Here is a 17,254-nt window from a genome sequence, read left to right as displayed (position 1 = left end):
GCGGTCTTTCGCCTGTAACGCAAACACCTATATATTGGGGAGCCGGCACGTTCGGCTCCCCATATCCTTAAGGAAGCACGATCATGGCCCGCAGCCATCCGCTCGACCGTTACCGCAACATCGGCATCATGGCGCACATCGACGCCGGTAAGACGACGACGACCGAGCGCATCCTCTATTACACCGGCAAGTCCTACAAGATCGGCGAAGTGCATGAAGGCACCGCGACGATGGATTGGATGGAGCAGGAGCAGGAGCGCGGGATCACGATCACGTCGGCTGCAACCACCTGCAAGTGGCGCGCCGAAGAAGGTAAGGGCGAAGAGCACCTTATCAACATCATCGACACGCCCGGCCACGTCGACTTCACGATCGAAGTCGAGCGTTCGCTCCGCGTGCTCGACGGTGCCGTCGCATGCTTCGACGGCGTTGCCGGCGTCGAGCCGCAGTCCGAGACCGTGTGGCGTCAGGCCGACAAGTACGGCGTGCCGCGCATGTGCTTCATCAACAAGCTCGACCGCACCGGTGCCGATTTCTATTTCTGCGTCAGCTCGATCATCGAGCGTCTCGGCGCACGTCCGGCTGTGCTGTATCTTCCGATCGGCATGGAAGGCGGCTTCAAGGGCCTCGTCGATCTCGTCGAGAACCGCGCGATCATCTGGCTCGAAGAGAGCCTGGGTGCGAAGTTCGAATATGCCGAGATCCCCGCGGATCTGGTCGAAAAGGCCGCGAAGTATCGCAGCGAGCTGATCGAGATGGCCGTCGAGCAGGACGATGCCCTCATGGAGGCGTATCTCGAAGGTAACGAGCCGAGCGTCGCCGACCTCAAGGCGCTTATCCGCAAGGGGACGCTGAGCATGGCGTTCGTGCCCGTGGTTTGCGGTTCGGCGTTCAAGAACAAGGGCGTTCAGCCTTTGCTCGACGCCGTGGTCGACTATCTGCCTTCGCCGCTCGACGTTCCCGCGATCCAGGGTCTCAAGCTCGACGGCGTGACGCCGGACGAGCGTCCTTCGTCGGACGACGTTCCGTTCTCGGCGCTGGCGTTCAAGATCATGAACGATCCGTTCGTCGGTACGCTGACCTTCGCCCGCATCTATTCGGGCAAGCTGGAGACCGCATCGCAGGTCACCAACTCGGTCAAGGACAAGAAGGAAAAGGTCGGCCGCATGCTGCTTATGCATGCGAACAGCCGTGAGGACATCCAGGAGGCATTCGCTGGCGACATCGTCGCTCTCGCGGGTCTCAAGGATACGACGACGGGCGACACGCTCTGTGCGATGAACGCACCGATCATCCTCGAGCGGATGGAATTCCCCGAGCCCGTGATCGAGCTTTCGGTGGAGCCGAAGACCAAGGCCGATCAGGAGAAGATGGGCGTCGCGCTCAATCGTCTCGCACGCGAGGATCCTTCGTTCCGCGTGTCGTCGGACCCCGAGTCGGGCCAGACCATCATCAAGGGCATGGGCGAGCTCCATCTCGAGATCCTGGTCGATCGCATGAAGCGTGAGTTCAAGGTCGAGGCGAACGTCGGCGCTCCTCAGGTCGCGTATCGCGAGTATCTGAAGAAGCCGGTCGACGTCGACTACACGCACAAGAAGCAGTCGGGTGGTACCGGGCAGTTCGGTCGCGTGAAGGTGAAGGTCACGCCGGGCGAGCGCGGTTCGGGCATCATCTTCAAGGACGAGATCAAGGGCGGCAACATTCCGAAGGAATATCTGCCGGCGATCGAAAAGGGCTTCCGCGAAACCGCTGCAACGGGTTCGCTGGTCGGCTTCCCGATCATCGATTTCGAGATCGTGCTGTATGACGGTGCCTACCATGACGTCGATTCGTCGGCGCTGGCGTTCGAAATCTGTGCACGTGGCGCGATGCGCGAAGTGGCGCAGAAGTCGGGCATCACGCTGCTCGAGCCGGTCATGAAGGTCGAGGTCGTCACCCCAGAAGATTATCTGGGCGACGTCATCGGCGACATGAACAGCCGTCGTGGCCAGATCCAAGGCACCGACAGCCGCGGCAACGCGCAGACGGTCGAGGCGATGGTCCCGCTGGCGAACATGTTCGGCTACGTGAACTCGCTCCGCTCGTTCACTCAGGGTCGCGCGAACTACTCGATGCAGTTCTCGCACTATGACGAAGTGCCGCAGAATGTTGCGGACGAGGTGAAGGCAAAGTTGGCCTGAGCCTAAGGCGCACGGAGCCAGGGCAACCTGGCTCCGAGACGCCGCTAGGCAGGTCGGCCTCGGGCTCGCCAGAGGTCCGACGACACGGAATTCACTTCCGTCGACCCCCTTCGCAAGGCAGGGGCTGGCGCAACGCTTTAACAGCCGCTATTGGGCCGCGTTCGCGCGGTTCCCGGGGTGGCACCGGAATACGAATCAGAAGGTAGGAAACAATGGCCAAGGCAAAATTTGAGCGGAACAAGCCGCATCTCAACATCGGCACCATCGGTCACGTCGATCATGGCAAGACGTCGCTCACCGCTGCGATCACGAAGGTTCTCGCTGAGACCACCGGCGGCGTTGCTGTCGACTTCGCAAACATCGACAAGGCTCCCGAGGAGCGCGAGCGCGGCATCACGATCTCGACCGCACACGTCGAGTACGAGACGACCGCACGTCACTACGCGCACGTCGATTGCCCGGGCCACGCCGATTATGTGAAGAACATGATCACGGGCGCAGCCCAGATGGACGGCGCGATCCTCGTCGTTTCGGCGACCGATGGTCCTATGCCGCAGACCCGCGAGCACATCCTGCTCGCACGCCAGGTTGGCGTGCCGGCCATGGTCGTGTTCATGAACAAGGTCGATCTGGTCGACGACGCTGAGATCCTCGAGCTGGTCGAGATGGAAATCCGCGAGCTGCTCAGCTCGTACGACTTCCCGGGCGACGACATCCCCGTCATCCAGGGTTCGGCTACGGCTGCACTCCAGGACAAGCTGCCTGAGATCGGCAAGGAAGCCGTCCTCAAGCTGATGGCTGCCGTCGACGAGTACATCCCGCAGCCCGAGCGTCCGCTCGACAAGCCGTTCATGATGCCGATCGAGGACGTGTTCTCGATCTCGGGTCGTGGCACGGTCGTCACCGGTCGCGTCGAGACCGGCATCGTCAAGGTCGGCGAGGAAGTCGAGATCGTCGGCATCCACCCGACCGTGCGCAAGACCACGGTCACGGGCGTCGAGATGTTCCGCAAGCTGCTCGACCAGGGCCAGGCTGGCGATAACGTCGGCGCACTGATCCGCGGCGTTGCACGCGACGAAGTCGAGCGTGGCCAGGTGCTCTGCAAGCCAGGCACGATCAAGCCGCACACCGACTTCAACTCGGAAGTGTACGTGCTGTCGAAGGAAGAGGGTGGCCGTCACACGCCGTTCTTCGCCAACTACCGCCCGCAGTTCTACTTCCGTACGACGGACGTGACCGGCACCGTCGAGCTGCCTGAGGGCACCGAGATGGTCATGCCAGGCGACAACGTGTCGCTCGGCATCAAGCTGATTGCACCGATCGCCATGGACGTGGGCCAGCGCTTCACGATCCGCGAAGGCGGCCGTACCGTCGGTGCAGGCGTCGTGAGCCAGATCGACAAGTAAGCATCTTCTCCTTCGGGAGGTGATCGAAAAGCCCGGCTTCTCGCGAGAGAGGCCGGGCTTTTTCGTGTTTGAGCGAGGAGGCGAGGCGGTGTTCGACAAGCTTGATCAACGCTTTCCGCCATCACACAACTGCGGATCGCGTTTCAGTCAGATTACCGGATAGCGTCCGTCCCCGATTGTTACGCTCTGATGCGCTGCTTGCAGGCCACGCTTGCTCAGGAAGGACGCGATATGCTGCGCGATGCCGACCATGCAGATATCGTACGATTCATAACTGCGATCGCCTCGGCGGAGAACGTGACTGCCAAATTATGGTGGCATCAGTCATTTTCGGCGGGTGTCACGCTTACCACCGAGAAGGTGCAGCGCACGCCGATGGCCGACAAGCTTGCAAGACTTCGGGATTTAGTAGCTTGCGACGGATCCCGCCTGGATCAACAATTGACCGGTCTCCGGAATGGCTTCTCCCGCGTCGTCGAGCCCCGTCATACTCTTGTGCACGGGTTCACCAGCGAGGCCGGGTTACATCCATCGGCAATCAATCGACGGAGCGATCATCAAGTTTGGATGCGAGATCTGCCGCAGCTTCTGCCGTGGGCGGACTACCTTTGCAGGCTTGCTATCCAAGCCTACAGCGACGCCACGCGTGGAATCTACGAAGCTGAGCAAGACATGCCGCCGCTTGAGCCAATTATCGTCAGCCCCGAAATTCTTGCGACGAGTCCCTCACCGTCGATACTGTGAGCGATGCGATAGCCACTTAGCACAAGAGGGAGCCAATGGGGGTGAGCCAACAACTTACAATCCTCCCCCGCTAGGGGGAGGTGGCGCCGAAGGCGTCGGAGGGGGAGGGGGCGATTAGCTCTCGAATGTGGTTTGTCGTTTGACTGCGACGGACGTGATCTGGCGGACGACGTCGTCGAGGTTTGCTAGCATTTCTCGGGCTGGGTAGCGGAGGACGCGGATGTTTTGGGCGATTAGCCAGGCGTCGCGGGTTGCGTCGCGTTCGGGGCGGTCGCCGTGGTTATGGGCTTCGCCGTCTACTTCGATCGCGAGTCGGGCTGGGGCGCAGTAGAAGTCTAGGACGTACGGTCCTGCTGCGTGTTGTCTGCGGAAGCGTAGGCCTGCTTCGTTATGACGTAGCGCCAGCCAGAGGGCTATCTCTGGCGGGGTCATCTGTTTTCGCAGGCGCTTGGCGTTGCTGTGGTCGTGTAGGGATCCTTCGAGCCGCATCGCTTGCCTCCCCCTCCGTCGCCTTTGGCGACACCTTCCCCCTGGCGGGGGAGGATCGATGGTAGCATGGCTGTCGGGCGAGTTGCGCGGGAAACCCGCAACCCGCGGTTGCATTTCAACCGACTCTCCAGTAATGGCCCGCCTTCGGTTTAAACATCAACCAGCAAGAGCCCGGAAACGGGCCCGCTCTTTCGCATCGGTAGGGACTATGGACAGCAACATCCGCATTCGTCTGAAGGCGTTCGATCACCGTGTGCTCGATCAGGCCACCGGCGACATCGCCGACACCGCACGCCGCACCGGCGCGCTCATCCGCGGTCCGATTCCCCTTCCGACGCGCATCGAAAAGTTCACCGTGAACCGTGGCCCGCATATCGACAAGAAGTCGCGCGAGCAGTTCGAGGTGCGCACGTACAAGCGTATGCTGGATATCGTCCAGCCGACGCCGCAGACGGTCGATGCGCTCATGAAGCTCGACCTCGCCGCAGGGGTGGACGTAGAGATCAAGTTGGCCTAAGGGCTGACGCGGCGCGGTCGACCAGCAATGGTCCCGCGCCGCTCTACATTGGGATACCGCCGTCGGTGAAAACCGACGGGGCAGCGTCCCCCGTCACGCTTCCGCATTTGCAGGAGCACCAGCCCGGGACGGGGGCACGTTTCGTATTTACTGGGTTGAACCGACTCCATTCAGGGCTTTCGCCGGGGATGGGGTCAGGTGGACGCATCATGGAGCTCGCTCCGGACATGGTCCGCAAGCCCCCGAGGAATAGTCCGACGGGGCCTCTGTCTAGGAAGGGACAAGATCATGCGTACTGGCGTGATCGCGAAGAAGATGGGGATGACCCGCCTGTTCCAGGAAGATGGTCGGCACGTGCCGGTCACCGTTCTGGCACTCGAAGGCAATCAGGTCGTTTCCGTTCGCGAAATGGATCGTGACGGCTACACTGCCGTCCAGCTTGGCGCAGGTGTTGCCAAGTCGAAGAATGTCGCAAAGCCGCAGCGCGGCCATTTCGGCAAGGCCGAAGTGGAGCCCAAGGCTGTCGTCCATGAGTTCCGTGTGAACGCAGACGGCCTGCTCGACGTTGGCGCCGAGATCTCGGCTGATCATTACGTCGCAGGCCAGATCGTCGATATCCAGGGCAAGACCCAGGGTAAGGGCTTCCAGGGCGGCATGAAGCGTTGGGGCTTCGGCGGTCTGCGGGCGACCCACGGCGTGTCGGTCTCGCACCGTTCGCTCGGTTCGACCGGTCAGCGCCAGGATCCGGGCAAGGTCTTCAAGAACAAGAAGATGGCCGGCCACATGGGCGACAAGTATCGCACCCAGCAGAACCTCGAGATCGTATCGACGGACGTCGAGCGTGGTCTCCTGTTCGTCAAGGGTTCGGTTCCTGGCTCCAAGGGCGGCTGGCTCTTCGTCAAGGACTCGGTGAAGGTCGCGCGCCACGCCGACGCACCGTTCCCCGCCGGTCTCAAGACCGCAAACAGCAACACCGCAGCAGACACGCCGGCCGAAACGACCGACGCACCTGCAGCCGACGGCCAGGAGGGCTGAGCGTGAAGATCAAGATTTCATCTTTCGCCGGTACCGACCAGGCGGACATCGAGCTCAACGACGAGGTCTTCGGCCTCGATCCGCGCGCCGACATCCTGCACCGTGTCGTCACCTGGCAGCTCGAGAAGCGTCGCGAGACGGCTCGTGGCACCCGTGAGCGCGCAGACGTCGCTCGCACCGGCAAGAAGTTCGGTCGCCAGAAGGGCGGCGGTACGGCTCGTCACGGCGATCGTCGCGCACCAGTGTTCATCGGTGGTGGTAAGGCTCACGGCGCACGCGTCCGTGACTTCAACCCGTCGCTGAACAAGAAGGTTCGCTCGCTCGGCCTGCGCATGGCTCTCAGCAGCCACGCCAAGGCGGGTTCGCTGGTCATCATGGACAGCCTGGCTGTCGAGGGTGGCAAGACCAAGACGCTGCAGGGCGATCTCGCAAAGCTCGGCTTCGGCAAGCGTGCGCTCGTCATCGACGGCGACATGGTCGACACCAGCTTCGCATTCGCTGCGGGCAACCTGTACGAAGTGAACGTTATGCCGGCTGCCGGCGCGAACGTTTACGACATCCTGAAGCATGACACGCTGGTGCTGACGCGCGCCGCTGTCGAAAAGCTGGAGGCGCGCTTCCATGGCTAAGAAGCAGAAGGCGGGCATCGATAATCGTCATTACGACGTTATCCTCGCCCCGCACATCACCGAGAAGACGACGACCCTGTCGGAGTTCAACGCGGTTGTGTTCAAGGTATCGAACGATGCCACGAAGCCCGAGATCAAGGCGGCCGTTGAGGCGCTGTTCGACGTGAACGTCGTCGGCGTGAACACGCTCGTCCAGAAGGGCAAGACCAAGAAGTGGAAGGGCACGAACTACTCGCGCTCCGACATGAAAAAGGCAATCGTGACGTTGAAGGACGGTCAGTCCATCGACGTGACGACGGGGATCTGAGGCCATGGCACTCAAGCATTATAATCCGACATCGCCGGCACGCCGCGGTCTCATCCTGGTCGACAAGTCGTCGCTCTGGAAGGGCCGCCCCGTCAAGGCGCTGACCGAAGGCAAGCACAAGACCGGCGGTCGTAACAACAAGGGCCATGTGACCTCGCGCGGCATCGCCGGCGGTCACAAGCAGAAGTACCGCTACATCGACTTCAAGCGTCGCAAGTGGGACGTCGAAGGCACTGTCGAGCGGATCGAGTATGATCCGAACCGCACCGCGTTTATCGCCTTGGTCAAGTACCCGGACGAAGAGCTCGCCTACATCCTGGCGCCACAGCGTCTGGCCGTCGGCGACAAGGTTCTCGCGGCCAAGAAGACCGACGTGAAGCCAGGCAATGCCATGGAACTCGGTCAGATGCCGGTCGGCACCATCGTCCACAACGTGGAGATGAAGCCGATGAAGGGTGGCCAGATCGCCCGTTCGGCCGGCACGTACGTGCAGGTCGTCGGTCGCGACAAGGGCATGGTGATGGTTCGCCTCAACTCGGGCGAGCAGCGCTACATCCGCAGCGATTGCATGGCGACGGTTGGCGCGGTTTCGAACCCCGACAACCAGAACCAGAACTTCGGCAAGGCAGGGCGTTCGCGCTGGATGGGTATCCGTCCGCTGACCCGTGGTGTCGCCAAGAACCCGGTCGACCATCCGCACGGCGGTGGTGAAGGCCGTACCTCGGGTGGCCGTCATCCGGTTACGCCTTGGGGCAAGCCGACGAAGGGTGCGCGCACGCGTCATAACAAGTCGACCGACAAGATGATCATCCGGTCGCGTCACTCGACGAAGAGGAAGGGCTAACATGGCTCGTTCAGTCTGGAAGGGCCCTTTCGTGGACCTTCATCTGCTTAAGAAGGCAGAAACCGCCCAGGACACCAACGCGCGTTCGCCGATCAAGACCTGGTCGCGTCGCTCGACGATCCTGCCGTCGTTCGTGGGTCTTACCTTCAACGTCTATAACGGCCGCAAGTTCGTGCCAGTCTCGGTCAACGAGGACATGGTCGGAATGAAGCTCGGTGAGTTCGCGCCCACGCGCTACTTCCCGGGTCACTCGGCCGATAAGAAGGGCAAGCGCTGATGTCTAAGCAAGTCAGCCCGCGCAAGGTCGCGGACAACGAGGCGCTTTCGGTCGGTACGCAGATCCGTGGTTCCGCGCAGAAGCTCGGCCTCGTGGCTGCGCTGATCCGTGGCAAGAAGGTGGGCGATGCGATGAACATCCTCGCCTTCTCGACCAAGGGCATGGCGATCGAAGCGCGCAAGGTGCTGGCCTCGGCCATCGCCAACGCCGAGAACAACCATAACCTCGACGTCGACGCACTCGTCGTCGCCGAGGCTTCGGTCGGCAAGTCGATCACGATGAAGCGCTTCGCTACCCGCGGCCGCGGTAAGTCGACCCGCATTCTCAAGCCATTCAGCCGTCTGCGCATCGTCGTGCGCGAGCAGGAAGAAGCATAATGGGTCAGAAGAGCAACCCCATCGGTCTGCGTCTGCAGATCAACCGTACCTGGGATAGCCGCTGGTACGCCGAAGGCGCCGACTATGGTCGGCTCCTGCTCGAGGATCTCAAGATCCGCGCATTCATCATGAAGACGCTGCCGCAGGCCGCGATCTCCAAGGTGGTCATCGAGCGTCCGGCCAAGCTGGCCCGCATCTCCATCTTCGCTGCACGCCCCGGCGTGATCATCGGCAAGAAGGGTGCGGACATCGAGAAGCTGCGTTCGACCATCGGCAAGATGACGTCGTCGACCGTGTCGCTGAACATCGTCGAGATCCGCAAGCCGGAAGTCGATGCGCGTCTCGTCGCGCAGGGCATCGCCGATCAGCTCGAGCGTCGTATCGCTTTCCGTCGCGCCATGAAGCGTGCGGTGCAGTCGGCGATGCGCCTGGGTGCCGAAGGCATCCGCGTGAACTGTGGCGGCCGTCTTGGCGGCGCAGAGATCGCGCGTTCGGAGAGCTATCGTGAAGGTCGGGTTCCGTTGCACACGCTGCGCGCGAACATCGATTACGCCGAGGCCACTGCGTTCACGTCCTACGGGGTGTGCGGCGTGAAGGTCTGGGTCTTCAAGGGCGAGATTCTCGGCAACGATCCGACGTCGTACGACCGCATCATGATGGAGGCTCAAACCTCCGGCGTGCGGCCGCAGCGCGACGATCGTCGCTAAGGGGCAGGAACAGACATGCTGCAACCAAAAAAGACCAAGTTCCGGAAGGCCTTCAAGGGCAAGATTTCGGGCGACGCCAAGAGTGGCTTCTCGCTCAATTTCGGCTCCTACGGCCTGAAGGCGATGGAACCCGACCGGATCACCGCACGCCAGATCGAGGCGGCTCGCCGCGCGATCACGCGTCACATGAAGCGCCAGGGGCGTTTGTGGATCCGCATTTTCCCAGACCTTCCGGTCTCGGGAAAGCCAGCCGAAGTCCGCATGGGTAAGGGCAAGGGCGCGCCGGAATATTGGGCCGCTCGCGTCAAGCCGGGTCGGATCCTGTTCGAGCTCGACGGCGTAGACGGCAAGATCGCCGCCGAGGCATTCGAGCGGGCGGCCATGAAGCTGCCGATCAAGGTAAAGGTCGTCGCCCGCCTGGGCGACACCTCGCATCTGGGAGGCGAGTAAGATCATGGCTCGTATCGACGACATGAAGACCAAGAGCGACGACCAGCTGTCGGAGTCGCTCGGCGAACTGAAGCGCGAGCAGTTCAACCTGCGCTTCCAGGCCGCGACGAACCAGCTCGAAAAGCCGAGCCGCGTTCGTGAGGTCCGCCGCGACATCGCTCGCATCAAGACCCTGCAGGCTCAGCGCACCAGCGCTGAAGCCGCGAAGTAAGGAACGTATCATGCCGAAGCGCGTGCTGACCGGTCTGGTCGTGTCCGACAAGGGCAACAAGACGGTGGTCGTGAACGTCGAGCGTAAGGTGAAGCACCCGCTCTACGGGAAGATCATCCGTCGCTCGAAGAAGTATCATGCTCATGACGAGAGCAACGAGTTCAAGCAGGGCGAGACCGTGCGGATCGAAGAGACCGCACCAATCTCCAAGCTGAAGACCTGGAAGGTGATCGAGCGGGTCAACACCCACGCGACGCCGGAGCGGGCTTCGGCGGAAGGCTAAACTGGTACGCTCCGACCCGCGTCATCCCAGCGAAAGCTGGGATCTCATGGGGGAGGGCGATCGGCTCGAACAGGGATACCCCAGCTTTCGCTGGGGTGACGGGTTTGAGTGAAGGGGGCAGGAGGGAAACCTTCTGCGCTCTTGTTTTCGTAAACGGGAACGGCTAAGCGGCCGCTCCTCCCCGCTGCGGTTCGTCCGTGGCGGGGTGATTTTTTAGGCGGGGTTCGGTCGGTATCGACCCCAGAGACAGAGAAGGGATACGGATCCATGATCCAGATGCAGTCCAATCTCGACGTCGCTGACAACAGCGGCGCGAAGCGGGTGCAGTGCATCAAGGTGCTTGGGGGTTCCAAGCGTCGTGTTGCAGGCGTTGGCGACATCATCGTCGTCAGCATCAAGGAAGCGCAGCCACGTGGCCGTGTGAAGAAGGGCGACGTTCACCGCGCGGTGATCGTGCGTACCGCCAAGGATATCCGCCGTGCAGACGGTACGGTCATCCGCTTCGACGGCAACGCCGCGGTGCTGGTCAACAAGAACGAGGAGCCGATCGGCACTCGTATCTTCGGCCCAGTCGTTCGCGAGCTGCGCGGCAAGAAGCACATGAAGATTATCAGCCTTGCGCCGGAGGTGCTGTAATGGCGTCGCAGCGTATCAAGAAGGGTGACAAGGTCATCGTCCTGTCCGGCAAGGACAAGGGCAAGACCGGCGAAGTCACCATGTCGATGCCGAAGGCCGACAAGGTCGTCGTATCGGGCGTCAACATCGCCGTGCGCCACACCAAGCCGACTCAGGGTGACCCGCAGGGTGGCCTGATCCGCAAGGAAGCACCGATGCACGTTTCGAAGGTCGCGCACGTGACCGCCGACGGCAAGCCGACCCGCGTCCGCTTCGAGGAGCAGGATGGCAAGAAGGTCCGCGTCGCCGTCAAGACCGGGGAGAAGATCAATGGTTGATCAGAACACTGGCGAGCAGGCCGGCGCCGAGGCCGTCTACGTTGCGCGCATGCGCAAGCTGTACGACGAGACGATCATCAAGGCGATGACCGAGAAGTTCGGTTACAAGAACGTCATGGAAATCCCCCGGCTCGACAAGATCGTGCTGAACATGGGTGTTGGCGAAGCCACGCAGGACAAGAAGAAGGTCGACCAAGCTGCTTCCGAAATGGAGCTGATTGCCGGCCAGAAGCCTGTCGTGACGAAGGCCAAGAAGTCGATCGCGCAGTTCAAGCTGCGTGAAGGCATGCCCATCGGCGTGAAGGTCACCCTTCGCCGCGAGCGCATGTACGAGTTTCTCGACCGTTTCATCACGATCGCTCTTCCCCGCGTCCGCGATTTTCGCGGGCTCAACCCGAAGAGCTTCGATGGCCGTGGCAACTATGCCTGCGGTATCAAGGAGCAGATCGTGTTCCCAGAAATCAGCTATGACCGGGTCGACAAGGTCCGCGGCATGGATGTGATCGTGACGACGACCGCGAAGACCGACGACGAGGCGCGCGAGCTTCTCCGTCTGTTCGGCTTCCCGTTCCCGATCGAAGACGACGCTGCCGACGAGCAGAAGGCGGCGTAAGAGACTCCCTCTCCCCTCGGGGAGAGGGTTGGGGTGAGGGGGAGTGAGTCCCCATCACCCCACCCGAAAACTGGAGGCGTAGTCCTGCTGGGCTGCCCCTCACCCCGACCCTCTCCCCGGAGGGGAGAGGGGGCAGAGGAAAGAAAGAACTTAAGTCGATGGCGAAACTGAGTTCAATTAACAAGAACGAGCGCCGCAAGCGCATGGTCAAGCAGTATGCCCCGAAGTACGCGGCACTGAAGGCGATCGCAGCGGACAAGACGCTCGACGATGGGGAGCGTCTGATCGCTCGCCTCAAGATGGCGGAATTGCCGCGCAACGCAAACCCGACCCGCATCCGTAACCGGTGCGAGCTGACCGGTCGTTCGCGCGCCTATTATCGCAAGTTCCGGCTCTCGCGTATCATGCTGCGCAATCTGGCCAACAAGGGCCTGATTCCCGGCGTCACGAAGTCGAGCTGGTAAGGACTACATCATGGCAGTGACCGATCCCCTGGGTGACTTGCTCACCCGCATCCGTAATGGCCAGCGCGCGAAGAAGGACTCCGTCCTGACGCCTGCGTCGAAGCTGCGCGTCCGCGTGCTCGACGTGTTGCAGCGCGAAGGCTATATCCGTGGCTATAGCGAAGAGCAGATGGGCCCCGCGGCCGGCCTTCGCATCGAGCTGAAGTATTTCGAGGGCCAGCCTGCGATCAAGCATGTCGCACGCGTCTCGAAGCCCGGCCGTCGCGTCTATTCCGGCTCGCAGGAACTCCCGCGCGTCCGTAACGGCCTCGGCATCACCATCGTCTCGACGCCCCGCGGCGTGCTTTCGGATTCCGAAGCACGCGAGCAGAACGTCGGCGGCGAAGTCCTCGCGGAGGTGTTCTGATGAGCCGCATTGGTAAGAAGCCAATTACGGTACCCGCCGGCATTACGCCGTCGATCGCCGACAAGCAGCTGACCGTGAAGGGCCCCAAGGGCACGCTCACGATGCCGCTGCGCGACGAGATCAGCTACACGCTCGAAGACGGCGGCATTTCGGTGCAGCCGGCCAACGACACCAAGCGCGCTCGCGCGTTCTGGGGCATGCAGCGTACGCTGGTGCAGAACCTGGTCACCGGCGTGTCGGAGGGCTTCACCAAGAAGCTGCTGATCACCGGCGTCGGCTATCGTGCCACAGCCCAGGGTCGCAACCTCAAGCTGCAGCTCGGCTACAGCCACGACGTCAACGTCGACGTGCCGGAGGGGATCGAAGTCAAGACCCCCGACAACACGACGATCGAGATCTCGGGTTCGGACAAGCAGATGGTCGGCCAGCTGGCCGCGGAGATTCGTCAGTGGCGCAAGCCCGAGCCTTACAAGGGCAAGGGCATCAAGTACGACGGCGAGTTCATCTTCCGCAAGGAAGGGAAGAAGAAGTAATGACCAAGGGACTTTCTCTTTTCGCCAAGCGGCGTCGCCGCAACCGTACCGCGCTCCGTGCGCGTGCTGGCACCCGTCCGCGGTTGTCGGTGCATCGCTCGGGCAAGCACATCTATGCCCAGGTGATCGACGATGCCGCCGGCACGACGGTCGCATCGGCCTCGACGCTGGAGAAGGACGTGCGCGGCACGTCCGGCGCCAACATCGACGCGGCGACTTCGGTCGGCAAGCGCGTCGCCGAGGCTGCCAAGGCAGCGGGCGTGACTCAGGTCGTGTTCGATCGCGGAGGCTTCCTCTACCACGGTCGCGTGAAGGCTCTTGCCGATGCCGCGCGCGAAGCCGGATTGGAGTTCTAAGACATGGCTGACGAAAACAACACGCCAGCAAACACTGGGACAGTGATCGCTCCCGAGACGACCGTTCAGGACGTCACGGCTCAGGCTGTGCCGCAGAGCACCGGTTACCAGGGCAACAACGGCGGTGGCCGTGGTCGTCCCGGCGGCGGTGGCGGCGGTGGTCGTGGTGGCCCCGGCGGCAATCGTGGCGGTGGTGGCCCTGGCGGCAACCGTGGCGGTCGTGACGGCGGACGCGGTGGCCCCGGTGGCAACCGTGGCGGTCGTCCGGGGTCGGACGATGGCGGCGAAGAGCTGATCGAGAAGCTGGTGCACATCAACCGCGTCTCGAAGACGGTCAAGGGCGGTAAGCGCTTCGGCTTCGCAGCACTCGTGGTCGTCGGCGACGGCAAGGGTCGTGCAGGCTTCGGTCATGGCAAGGCACGCGAAGTGCCGGAAGCCATCTCGAAGGCGACGGCTGCTGCCAAGAAGAAGATGGTTCGCGTTCCGTTGAAGGACGGTCGCACGCTGCATCATGACGGCAACGGTCACTTCGGTGCCGGTAAGGTCACGCTGCGGTCGGCGCCTCAGGGTACGGGCATCATTGCCGGTGGCCCGATGCGCGCAGTCTTCGAATCGCTGGGCGTTGCGGACGTTGTCACCAAGTCGGTCGGCACGTCGAACCCCTACAACATGATCCGCGCCACGTTCGAGGCCCTTGGCGAGCAGACCTCGCCCAAGGCCGTCGCACAGCGTCGCGGCAAGAAGATCGCCGACCTGCTCGGCCATGGTGGTTCGAAGACCGCCGAGGCCGATGCAGCTGCGATCACGGAGTAAGCGATCATGGCTACCATCAAGATCACGCAGACCGGTTCGCCGATCCGCCGCCAGAAGGACCAGCGCGCAACGCTGGTCGGTCTCGGCCTCAACAAGATGCACAAGACCCGCGAGCTGGAAGACAGCCCAGAGGTCCGCGGCATGATCCGCAAGGTGCAGCACATGGTGTCGGTCGAAGGCTGAGCCTTCTACTCTACCTAGTGACAAATACGGGGAAGGGGGCTAACGGCCCCCTTCCTTATTTCCATAGCGCGACAAAAGCGAAAGCGAGTGCAACTCATGAAACTCAACGAACTCCGCGATAACCAAGGTGCCCGTAAGTCCAAGATGCGCGTCGGACGCGGCATCGGCTCGGGCAAGGGCAAGACCGCAGGCCGCGGCCAGAAGGGCCAGAAGAGCCGCGAGGGCGTGTCCATCGCCGGCTTCGAAGGCGGCCAGATGCCACTGCACATGCGTCTGCCTAAGCGCGGCTTCAACAACATCTTCCGCAAGGACTTCGCAGAGGTCAACCTCGGCGCGATCCAGCTCGCGGTCGACGCCGGCAAGATCGAGGCTAACGCCGTGCTCGACCACGACGCGCTGAAGGCCGCTGGCCTGGCACGCGGCGGCAAGGACGGCGTCCGCCTCCTCGCCAAGGGCGAGCTGACCACGGTTCTCTCGTTCACCGTCGACGGCGCCTCGAAGGGCGCGATCGAAGCGGTCGAGAAGATCGGCGGCAAGGTCGAGGTGATCCACTTCGTGCCAGCAGCCGAGAAGGCTGCCGCCAAGAAGGGCGTGAAGTACAAGGAGCGTGCGGCGCACAAGGCGTCGTTCAAGGCCTGACCTTGATGGGGGAGGGGGCGCCGAGTGCGCTTCCTCCCCTTTTCGTTTGTCGGGACCCGGGTCGGCCGTTCGCGCTGAGCGCTCTCCACTTCCGTTCGCCCTGAGCGAAGTCGAAGGGTGCCTCACTCGGGCCAATGTCCTTCGACTGCGCTCAGGACGAACGGAATCTCGGTATTTTGCGGCCGTCACTCCCGTTGGTCCTGAGTAGGGGCTGAGCGAAGCCGAAGACACGTATCGAAGGATATGCCCCAAGCGAGCGGGTCCTTCGATACGCAGCTTCGGCAAGCTCAGCAGCTACTCAGGACGAACGGGAGTGGGTACTTCTCCCACCTAGCCATTAGACAAGCGCGCTCGTGCGCCTATATGAGCGGCGGGGGCGGTCACAACGCGTCCCGCCGTTTTTGTTTCCAGCCCGTCTTCTTTGTTTTCCAGGACGATCACACGCATGGCATCCGCAGCCGACCAGATGGCGCAAAGCATCAGCCTTTCGAAATTCGCGAAGGCGACCGACCTCAAGAAGCGGTTGTGGTTCACGATCGGTGCGCTGATCATTTTCCGCCTGCTCAGCTATGTCCCGCTGCCGGGTGTCGACCCGACCGCGCTCGGCCTGCTCTCGGAGCAGACGCAGGGCGGCGTGCTCGATTTCTTCAACACCTTCTCGGGTGGTTCGCTCAGCCGCATGTCGCTGATCGCGCTCGGCGTGATGCCCTACATCACCGCCTCGATCGTGGTGCAGCTCGCGACCTCGCTGTCGCCGACGCTCGCCGCCATCAAGAAGGACGGCGAATCGGGCCGCAAGCGCCTCAACCAGTATACGCGCTACGGCACCGTCGGCCTGACCGCAGTGCAGGGCTATTTCATCGCCGTCGGCCTTGAGACACTCGGCGCGGCACAGGGCATCCAGGCGGTCATCGAGCCCGGCATGATGTTCCGTGTTGCTGCCGTGATTTCACTCATCGGCGGCACGATGTTCCTGATGTGGCTCGGCGAGCAGATCACGAGCCGCGGCATCGGCAACGGCGTCTCGCTGATCATCATGGCCGGCATCGTCGCACATCTGCCCGTCACGCTGGTCAACCTGCTCGAAGGTGGCCGGTCGGGCTCGCTCGATCCGATCAAGCTGATCGGCATCGTCGTCGCGGTCGTGCTGCTGATCCTGTTCATCTGCTTCATGGAGCGCGCCCAGCGCCGCATCCTGATCCAGTATCCCAAGCGTCAGACGCAGCGCGGCATGCAGGCCGATCGCAGCCATCTGCCGCTGAAGATCAACACGGCCGGCGTCATCCCGCCGATCTTCGCGTCGTCGCTGTTGTTGATGCCGCTGACGATCTCGCAGTTCGCCGGACAGCGCGTCGCGGGCGAATCGCAGTGGGGTGATTTCATCATCACGCTGAACCAGTATCTGCAGCACGGCTCGCCCGTTTACATGCTGCTGTACGGCGCCGGCATCATCTTCTTCTCGTTCTTCTACACCGCGGTCGTCTTCAACCCTGAGGAAACCGCTGACAACCTGAAGCGCAATGGCGGGTTCATCCCCGGCATCCGCCCGGGCAAGAACACCGAGAATTATTTCGATTACGTGCTGACGCGCATCACCGTGATCGGTGCGGCGTATCTGACGATCATCTGCCTGTTGCCGGAATATCTGGTGACCGCGTTGCAGATCCCGTTCTACCTTGGTGGCACGAGCCTGCTGATCGTCGTCAACGTGACGATGGACACCGTGACGCAGATCCAGTCGCACCTGTTGGCGCACCAGTATGGCGACCTGATCAAGAAGGCGAAGCTCAAGGGCAATCGACTTCGGTAAGCTGCGGGTCTAACGCGGTAAAAATCCT

The 17,254-nt window shown here is 62.3% G+C and carries 26 protein-coding genes; 25 read left to right on the top strand and 1 reads right to left on the bottom strand.

Annotation, left to right across the window (positions count from 1 at the left end; translation table 11 throughout):
• Positions 1-83 precede the first annotated feature (83 nt).
• The 3 genes from fusA (at position 84) to AC1MLZ_RS06625 (ending at position 4,330) form a co-directional block, all read left to right on the top strand.
• Positions 84-2,180, top strand: coding sequence for an elongation factor G (gene fusA / locus AC1MLZ_RS06635; protein ID WP_480960939.1), 2,097 nt, complete (start codon positions 84-86; stop codon positions 2,178-2,180).
• Positions 2,181-2,392: 212 nt separating this feature from the next.
• Positions 2,393-3,586, top strand: a complete 1,194-nt coding sequence (gene tuf / locus AC1MLZ_RS06630) for an elongation factor Tu (RefSeq protein WP_480960938.1) — start codon at positions 2,393-2,395, stop codon at positions 3,584-3,586.
• A gap of 231 nt (positions 3,587-3,817) precedes the next feature.
• Positions 3,818-4,330, top strand: coding sequence for a hypothetical protein (locus AC1MLZ_RS06625; RefSeq protein WP_480960937.1), 513 nt, complete (start codon positions 3,818-3,820; stop codon positions 4,328-4,330).
• Positions 4,331-4,444: 114 nt separating this feature from the next.
• Here AC1MLZ_RS06625 and AC1MLZ_RS06620 read toward each other — a convergent pair whose 3' ends face one another.
• Positions 4,445-4,762: an endonuclease domain-containing protein gene (locus AC1MLZ_RS06620; RefSeq protein WP_480961480.1), complete on the bottom strand. Its 318-nt coding sequence runs from the start codon at positions 4,760-4,762 to the stop codon at positions 4,445-4,447.
• 265 nt (positions 4,763-5,027) lie between these two features.
• On the opposite strand from AC1MLZ_RS06620, the gene rpsJ reads away from it, so the two are divergent.
• From rpsJ to secY, 22 genes are all read left to right on the top strand, one after another.
• Entirely contained in the window at positions 5,028-5,336 is a 309-nt protein-coding gene (gene rpsJ / locus AC1MLZ_RS06615; protein ID WP_007406109.1) for a 30S ribosomal protein S10, read from the top strand.
• A gap of 288 nt (positions 5,337-5,624) precedes the next feature.
• Positions 5,625-6,371, top strand: coding sequence for a 50S ribosomal protein L3 (gene rplC / locus AC1MLZ_RS06610; RefSeq protein ID WP_056060507.1), 747 nt, complete (start codon positions 5,625-5,627; stop codon positions 6,369-6,371).
• A 2-nt stretch (positions 6,372-6,373) separates the two neighbouring features.
• The gene (rplD, locus tag AC1MLZ_RS06605) at positions 6,374-7,000 is read left to right on the top strand and encodes a 50S ribosomal protein L4 (RefSeq protein WP_056486878.1); all 627 of its coding nucleotides are present in this window, start codon (positions 6,374-6,376) and stop codon (positions 6,998-7,000) included.
• On the top strand, positions 6,993-7,307 hold the full coding sequence (locus AC1MLZ_RS06600) for a 50S ribosomal protein L23 (protein WP_056047618.1): 315 nt from the start codon (positions 6,993-6,995) through the stop codon (positions 7,305-7,307). The genes rplD and AC1MLZ_RS06600 overlap by 8 nt, the downstream gene beginning before the upstream one ends.
• Before the next feature lie 4 nt (positions 7,308-7,311).
• Positions 7,312-8,151, top strand: coding sequence for a 50S ribosomal protein L2 (gene rplB / locus AC1MLZ_RS06595; RefSeq protein WP_480960936.1), 840 nt, complete (start codon positions 7,312-7,314; stop codon positions 8,149-8,151).
• A gap of 1 nt (position 8,152) precedes the next feature.
• Entirely contained in the window at positions 8,153-8,428 is a 276-nt protein-coding gene (gene rpsS, locus AC1MLZ_RS06590; protein ID WP_031393761.1) for a 30S ribosomal protein S19, read from the top strand.
• Positions 8,428-8,805 (top strand): 50S ribosomal protein L22, encoded by a 378-nt coding sequence (gene rplV, locus AC1MLZ_RS06585; RefSeq protein ID WP_056047621.1) that lies wholly within the window; start codon positions 8,428-8,430, stop codon positions 8,803-8,805. The genes rpsS and rplV overlap by 1 nt, the downstream gene beginning before the upstream one ends.
• Complete coding sequence (gene rpsC, locus AC1MLZ_RS06580; protein ID WP_480960935.1) at positions 8,805-9,512, top strand: 30S ribosomal protein S3; 708 nt, start codon at positions 8,805-8,807, stop codon at positions 9,510-9,512. Before rplV ends, rpsC begins: the two co-directional genes overlap by 1 nt.
• A gap of 15 nt (positions 9,513-9,527) precedes the next feature.
• Positions 9,528-9,962 (top strand): 50S ribosomal protein L16, encoded by a 435-nt coding sequence (gene rplP, locus AC1MLZ_RS06575; protein ID WP_031393758.1) that lies wholly within the window; start codon positions 9,528-9,530, stop codon positions 9,960-9,962.
• A gap of 4 nt (positions 9,963-9,966) precedes the next feature.
• Positions 9,967-10,173 carry a 50S ribosomal protein L29 gene (gene rpmC, locus AC1MLZ_RS06570; protein ID WP_055872644.1) on the top strand — a complete coding sequence of 69 codons (207 nt, stop codon included), beginning with the start codon at positions 9,967-9,969 and terminating at the stop codon, positions 10,171-10,173.
• 10 nt (positions 10,174-10,183) lie between these two features.
• On the top strand, positions 10,184-10,456 hold the full coding sequence (rpsQ, locus tag AC1MLZ_RS06565; RefSeq protein ID WP_480960934.1) for a 30S ribosomal protein S17: 273 nt from the start codon (positions 10,184-10,186) through the stop codon (positions 10,454-10,456).
• A gap of 267 nt (positions 10,457-10,723) precedes the next feature.
• Complete coding sequence (gene rplN / locus AC1MLZ_RS06560) at positions 10,724-11,092, top strand: 50S ribosomal protein L14 (protein WP_031393755.1); 369 nt, start codon at positions 10,724-10,726, stop codon at positions 11,090-11,092.
• The gene (rplX, locus tag AC1MLZ_RS06555) at positions 11,092-11,409 is read left to right on the top strand and encodes a 50S ribosomal protein L24 (protein ID WP_056411250.1); all 318 of its coding nucleotides are present in this window, start codon (positions 11,092-11,094) and stop codon (positions 11,407-11,409) included. The genes rplN and rplX overlap by 1 nt, the downstream gene beginning before the upstream one ends.
• A gap of 49 nt (positions 11,410-11,458) precedes the next feature.
• Positions 11,459-12,022: a 50S ribosomal protein L5 gene (gene rplE, locus AC1MLZ_RS06550; protein ID WP_480961479.1), complete on the top strand. Its 564-nt coding sequence runs from the start codon at positions 11,459-11,461 to the stop codon at positions 12,020-12,022.
• Positions 12,023-12,180: 158 nt separating this feature from the next.
• A complete protein-coding gene (gene rpsN / locus AC1MLZ_RS06545; RefSeq protein WP_480960933.1) occupies positions 12,181-12,486 on the top strand; it encodes a 30S ribosomal protein S14 in 306 nt (101 codons plus the stop codon).
• 10 nt (positions 12,487-12,496) lie between these two features.
• The gene (rpsH, locus tag AC1MLZ_RS06540; RefSeq protein ID WP_031393751.1) at positions 12,497-12,892 is read left to right on the top strand and encodes a 30S ribosomal protein S8; all 396 of its coding nucleotides are present in this window, start codon (positions 12,497-12,499) and stop codon (positions 12,890-12,892) included.
• Positions 12,892-13,425 (top strand): 50S ribosomal protein L6, encoded by a 534-nt coding sequence (gene rplF, locus AC1MLZ_RS06535; RefSeq protein WP_480960932.1) that lies wholly within the window; start codon positions 12,892-12,894, stop codon positions 13,423-13,425. Before rpsH ends, rplF begins: the two co-directional genes overlap by 1 nt.
• Positions 13,425-13,781, top strand: coding sequence for a 50S ribosomal protein L18 (gene rplR / locus AC1MLZ_RS06530; protein WP_031393749.1), 357 nt, complete (start codon positions 13,425-13,427; stop codon positions 13,779-13,781). The genes rplF and rplR overlap by 1 nt, the downstream gene beginning before the upstream one ends.
• A 3-nt stretch (positions 13,782-13,784) precedes the next feature.
• Complete coding sequence (gene rpsE, locus AC1MLZ_RS06525; RefSeq protein WP_480960931.1) at positions 13,785-14,594, top strand: 30S ribosomal protein S5; 810 nt, start codon at positions 13,785-13,787, stop codon at positions 14,592-14,594.
• Between the two features lie 6 nt (positions 14,595-14,600).
• The gene (rpmD, locus tag AC1MLZ_RS06520) at positions 14,601-14,777 is read left to right on the top strand and encodes a 50S ribosomal protein L30 (RefSeq protein ID WP_480960930.1); all 177 of its coding nucleotides are present in this window, start codon (positions 14,601-14,603) and stop codon (positions 14,775-14,777) included.
• Positions 14,778-14,873: 96 nt separating this feature from the next.
• Positions 14,874-15,416, top strand: coding sequence for a 50S ribosomal protein L15 (gene rplO / locus AC1MLZ_RS06515; RefSeq protein WP_480960929.1), 543 nt, complete (start codon positions 14,874-14,876; stop codon positions 15,414-15,416).
• A 445-nt stretch (positions 15,417-15,861) separates the two neighbouring features.
• Complete coding sequence (gene secY / locus AC1MLZ_RS06510; RefSeq protein ID WP_480960928.1) at positions 15,862-17,226, top strand: preprotein translocase subunit SecY; 1,365 nt, start codon at positions 15,862-15,864, stop codon at positions 17,224-17,226.
• Positions 17,227-17,254: the final 28 nt, after the last annotated feature.

The sequence above is a fragment of the Sphingomonas sp. PEI4 genome (assembly GCF_056679955.1).
Note: the sequence above shows the minus strand (reverse complement) of the source record. Positions and strands in the feature narration are given on the sequence as shown.

Bases quoted from the DNA above. Each gene is read 5' to 3' on its own strand.
- secY (WP_480960928.1), top strand. From the start codon at position 15,862: ATGGCATCCGCAGCCGACCAGATGGCGCAAAGCATCAGCCTTTCGAAA.
- rplF (WP_480960932.1), top strand. From the start codon at position 12,892: ATGAGCCGCATTGGTAAGAAGCCAATTACGGTACCCGCCGGCATTACG.
- rpmD (WP_480960930.1), top strand. From the start codon at position 14,601: ATGGCTACCATCAAGATCACGCAGACCGGTTCGCCGATCCGCCGCCAG.
- rpsS (WP_031393761.1), top strand. From the start codon at position 8,153: ATGGCTCGTTCAGTCTGGAAGGGCCCTTTCGTGGACCTTCATCTGCTT.
- rpsQ (WP_480960934.1), top strand. From the start codon at position 10,184: ATGCCGAAGCGCGTGCTGACCGGTCTGGTCGTGTCCGACAAGGGCAAC.
- rpsC (WP_480960935.1), top strand. From the start codon at position 8,805: ATGGGTCAGAAGAGCAACCCCATCGGTCTGCGTCTGCAGATCAACCGT.
- rpsH (WP_031393751.1), top strand. From the start codon at position 12,497: ATGGCAGTGACCGATCCCCTGGGTGACTTGCTCACCCGCATCCGTAAT.
- AC1MLZ_RS06625 (WP_480960937.1), top strand. From the start codon at position 3,818: ATGCTGCGCGATGCCGACCATGCAGATATCGTACGATTCATAACTGCG.
- AC1MLZ_RS06600 (WP_056047618.1), top strand. From the start codon at position 6,993: ATGGCTAAGAAGCAGAAGGCGGGCATCGATAATCGTCATTACGACGTT.
- rplO (WP_480960929.1), top strand. From the start codon at position 14,874: ATGAAACTCAACGAACTCCGCGATAACCAAGGTGCCCGTAAGTCCAAG.
- rplE (WP_480961479.1), top strand. From the start codon at position 11,459: ATGCGCAAGCTGTACGACGAGACGATCATCAAGGCGATGACCGAGAAG.
- rpsJ (WP_007406109.1), top strand. From the start codon at position 5,028: ATGGACAGCAACATCCGCATTCGTCTGAAGGCGTTCGATCACCGTGTG.
- rplB (WP_480960936.1), top strand. From the start codon at position 7,312: ATGGCACTCAAGCATTATAATCCGACATCGCCGGCACGCCGCGGTCTC.
- rplR (WP_031393749.1), top strand. From the start codon at position 13,425: ATGACCAAGGGACTTTCTCTTTTCGCCAAGCGGCGTCGCCGCAACCGT.
- rplC (WP_056060507.1), top strand. From the start codon at position 5,625: ATGCGTACTGGCGTGATCGCGAAGAAGATGGGGATGACCCGCCTGTTC.
- rplV (WP_056047621.1), top strand. From the start codon at position 8,428: ATGTCTAAGCAAGTCAGCCCGCGCAAGGTCGCGGACAACGAGGCGCTT.
- tuf (WP_480960938.1), top strand. From the start codon at position 2,393: ATGGCCAAGGCAAAATTTGAGCGGAACAAGCCGCATCTCAACATCGGC.
- rpmC (WP_055872644.1), top strand. From the start codon at position 9,967: ATGGCTCGTATCGACGACATGAAGACCAAGAGCGACGACCAGCTGTCG.
- rplN (WP_031393755.1), top strand. From the start codon at position 10,724: ATGATCCAGATGCAGTCCAATCTCGACGTCGCTGACAACAGCGGCGCG.
- fusA (WP_480960939.1), top strand. From the start codon at position 84: ATGGCCCGCAGCCATCCGCTCGACCGTTACCGCAACATCGGCATCATG.
- rpsN (WP_480960933.1), top strand. From the start codon at position 12,181: ATGGCGAAACTGAGTTCAATTAACAAGAACGAGCGCCGCAAGCGCATG.
- rplP (WP_031393758.1), top strand. From the start codon at position 9,528: ATGCTGCAACCAAAAAAGACCAAGTTCCGGAAGGCCTTCAAGGGCAAG.
- rpsE (WP_480960931.1), top strand. From the start codon at position 13,785: ATGGCTGACGAAAACAACACGCCAGCAAACACTGGGACAGTGATCGCT.
- rplX (WP_056411250.1), top strand. From the start codon at position 11,092: ATGGCGTCGCAGCGTATCAAGAAGGGTGACAAGGTCATCGTCCTGTCC.
- AC1MLZ_RS06620 (WP_480961480.1), bottom strand. From the start codon at position 4,762: ATGACCCCGCCAGAGATAGCCCTCTGGCTGGCGCTACGTCATAACGAA.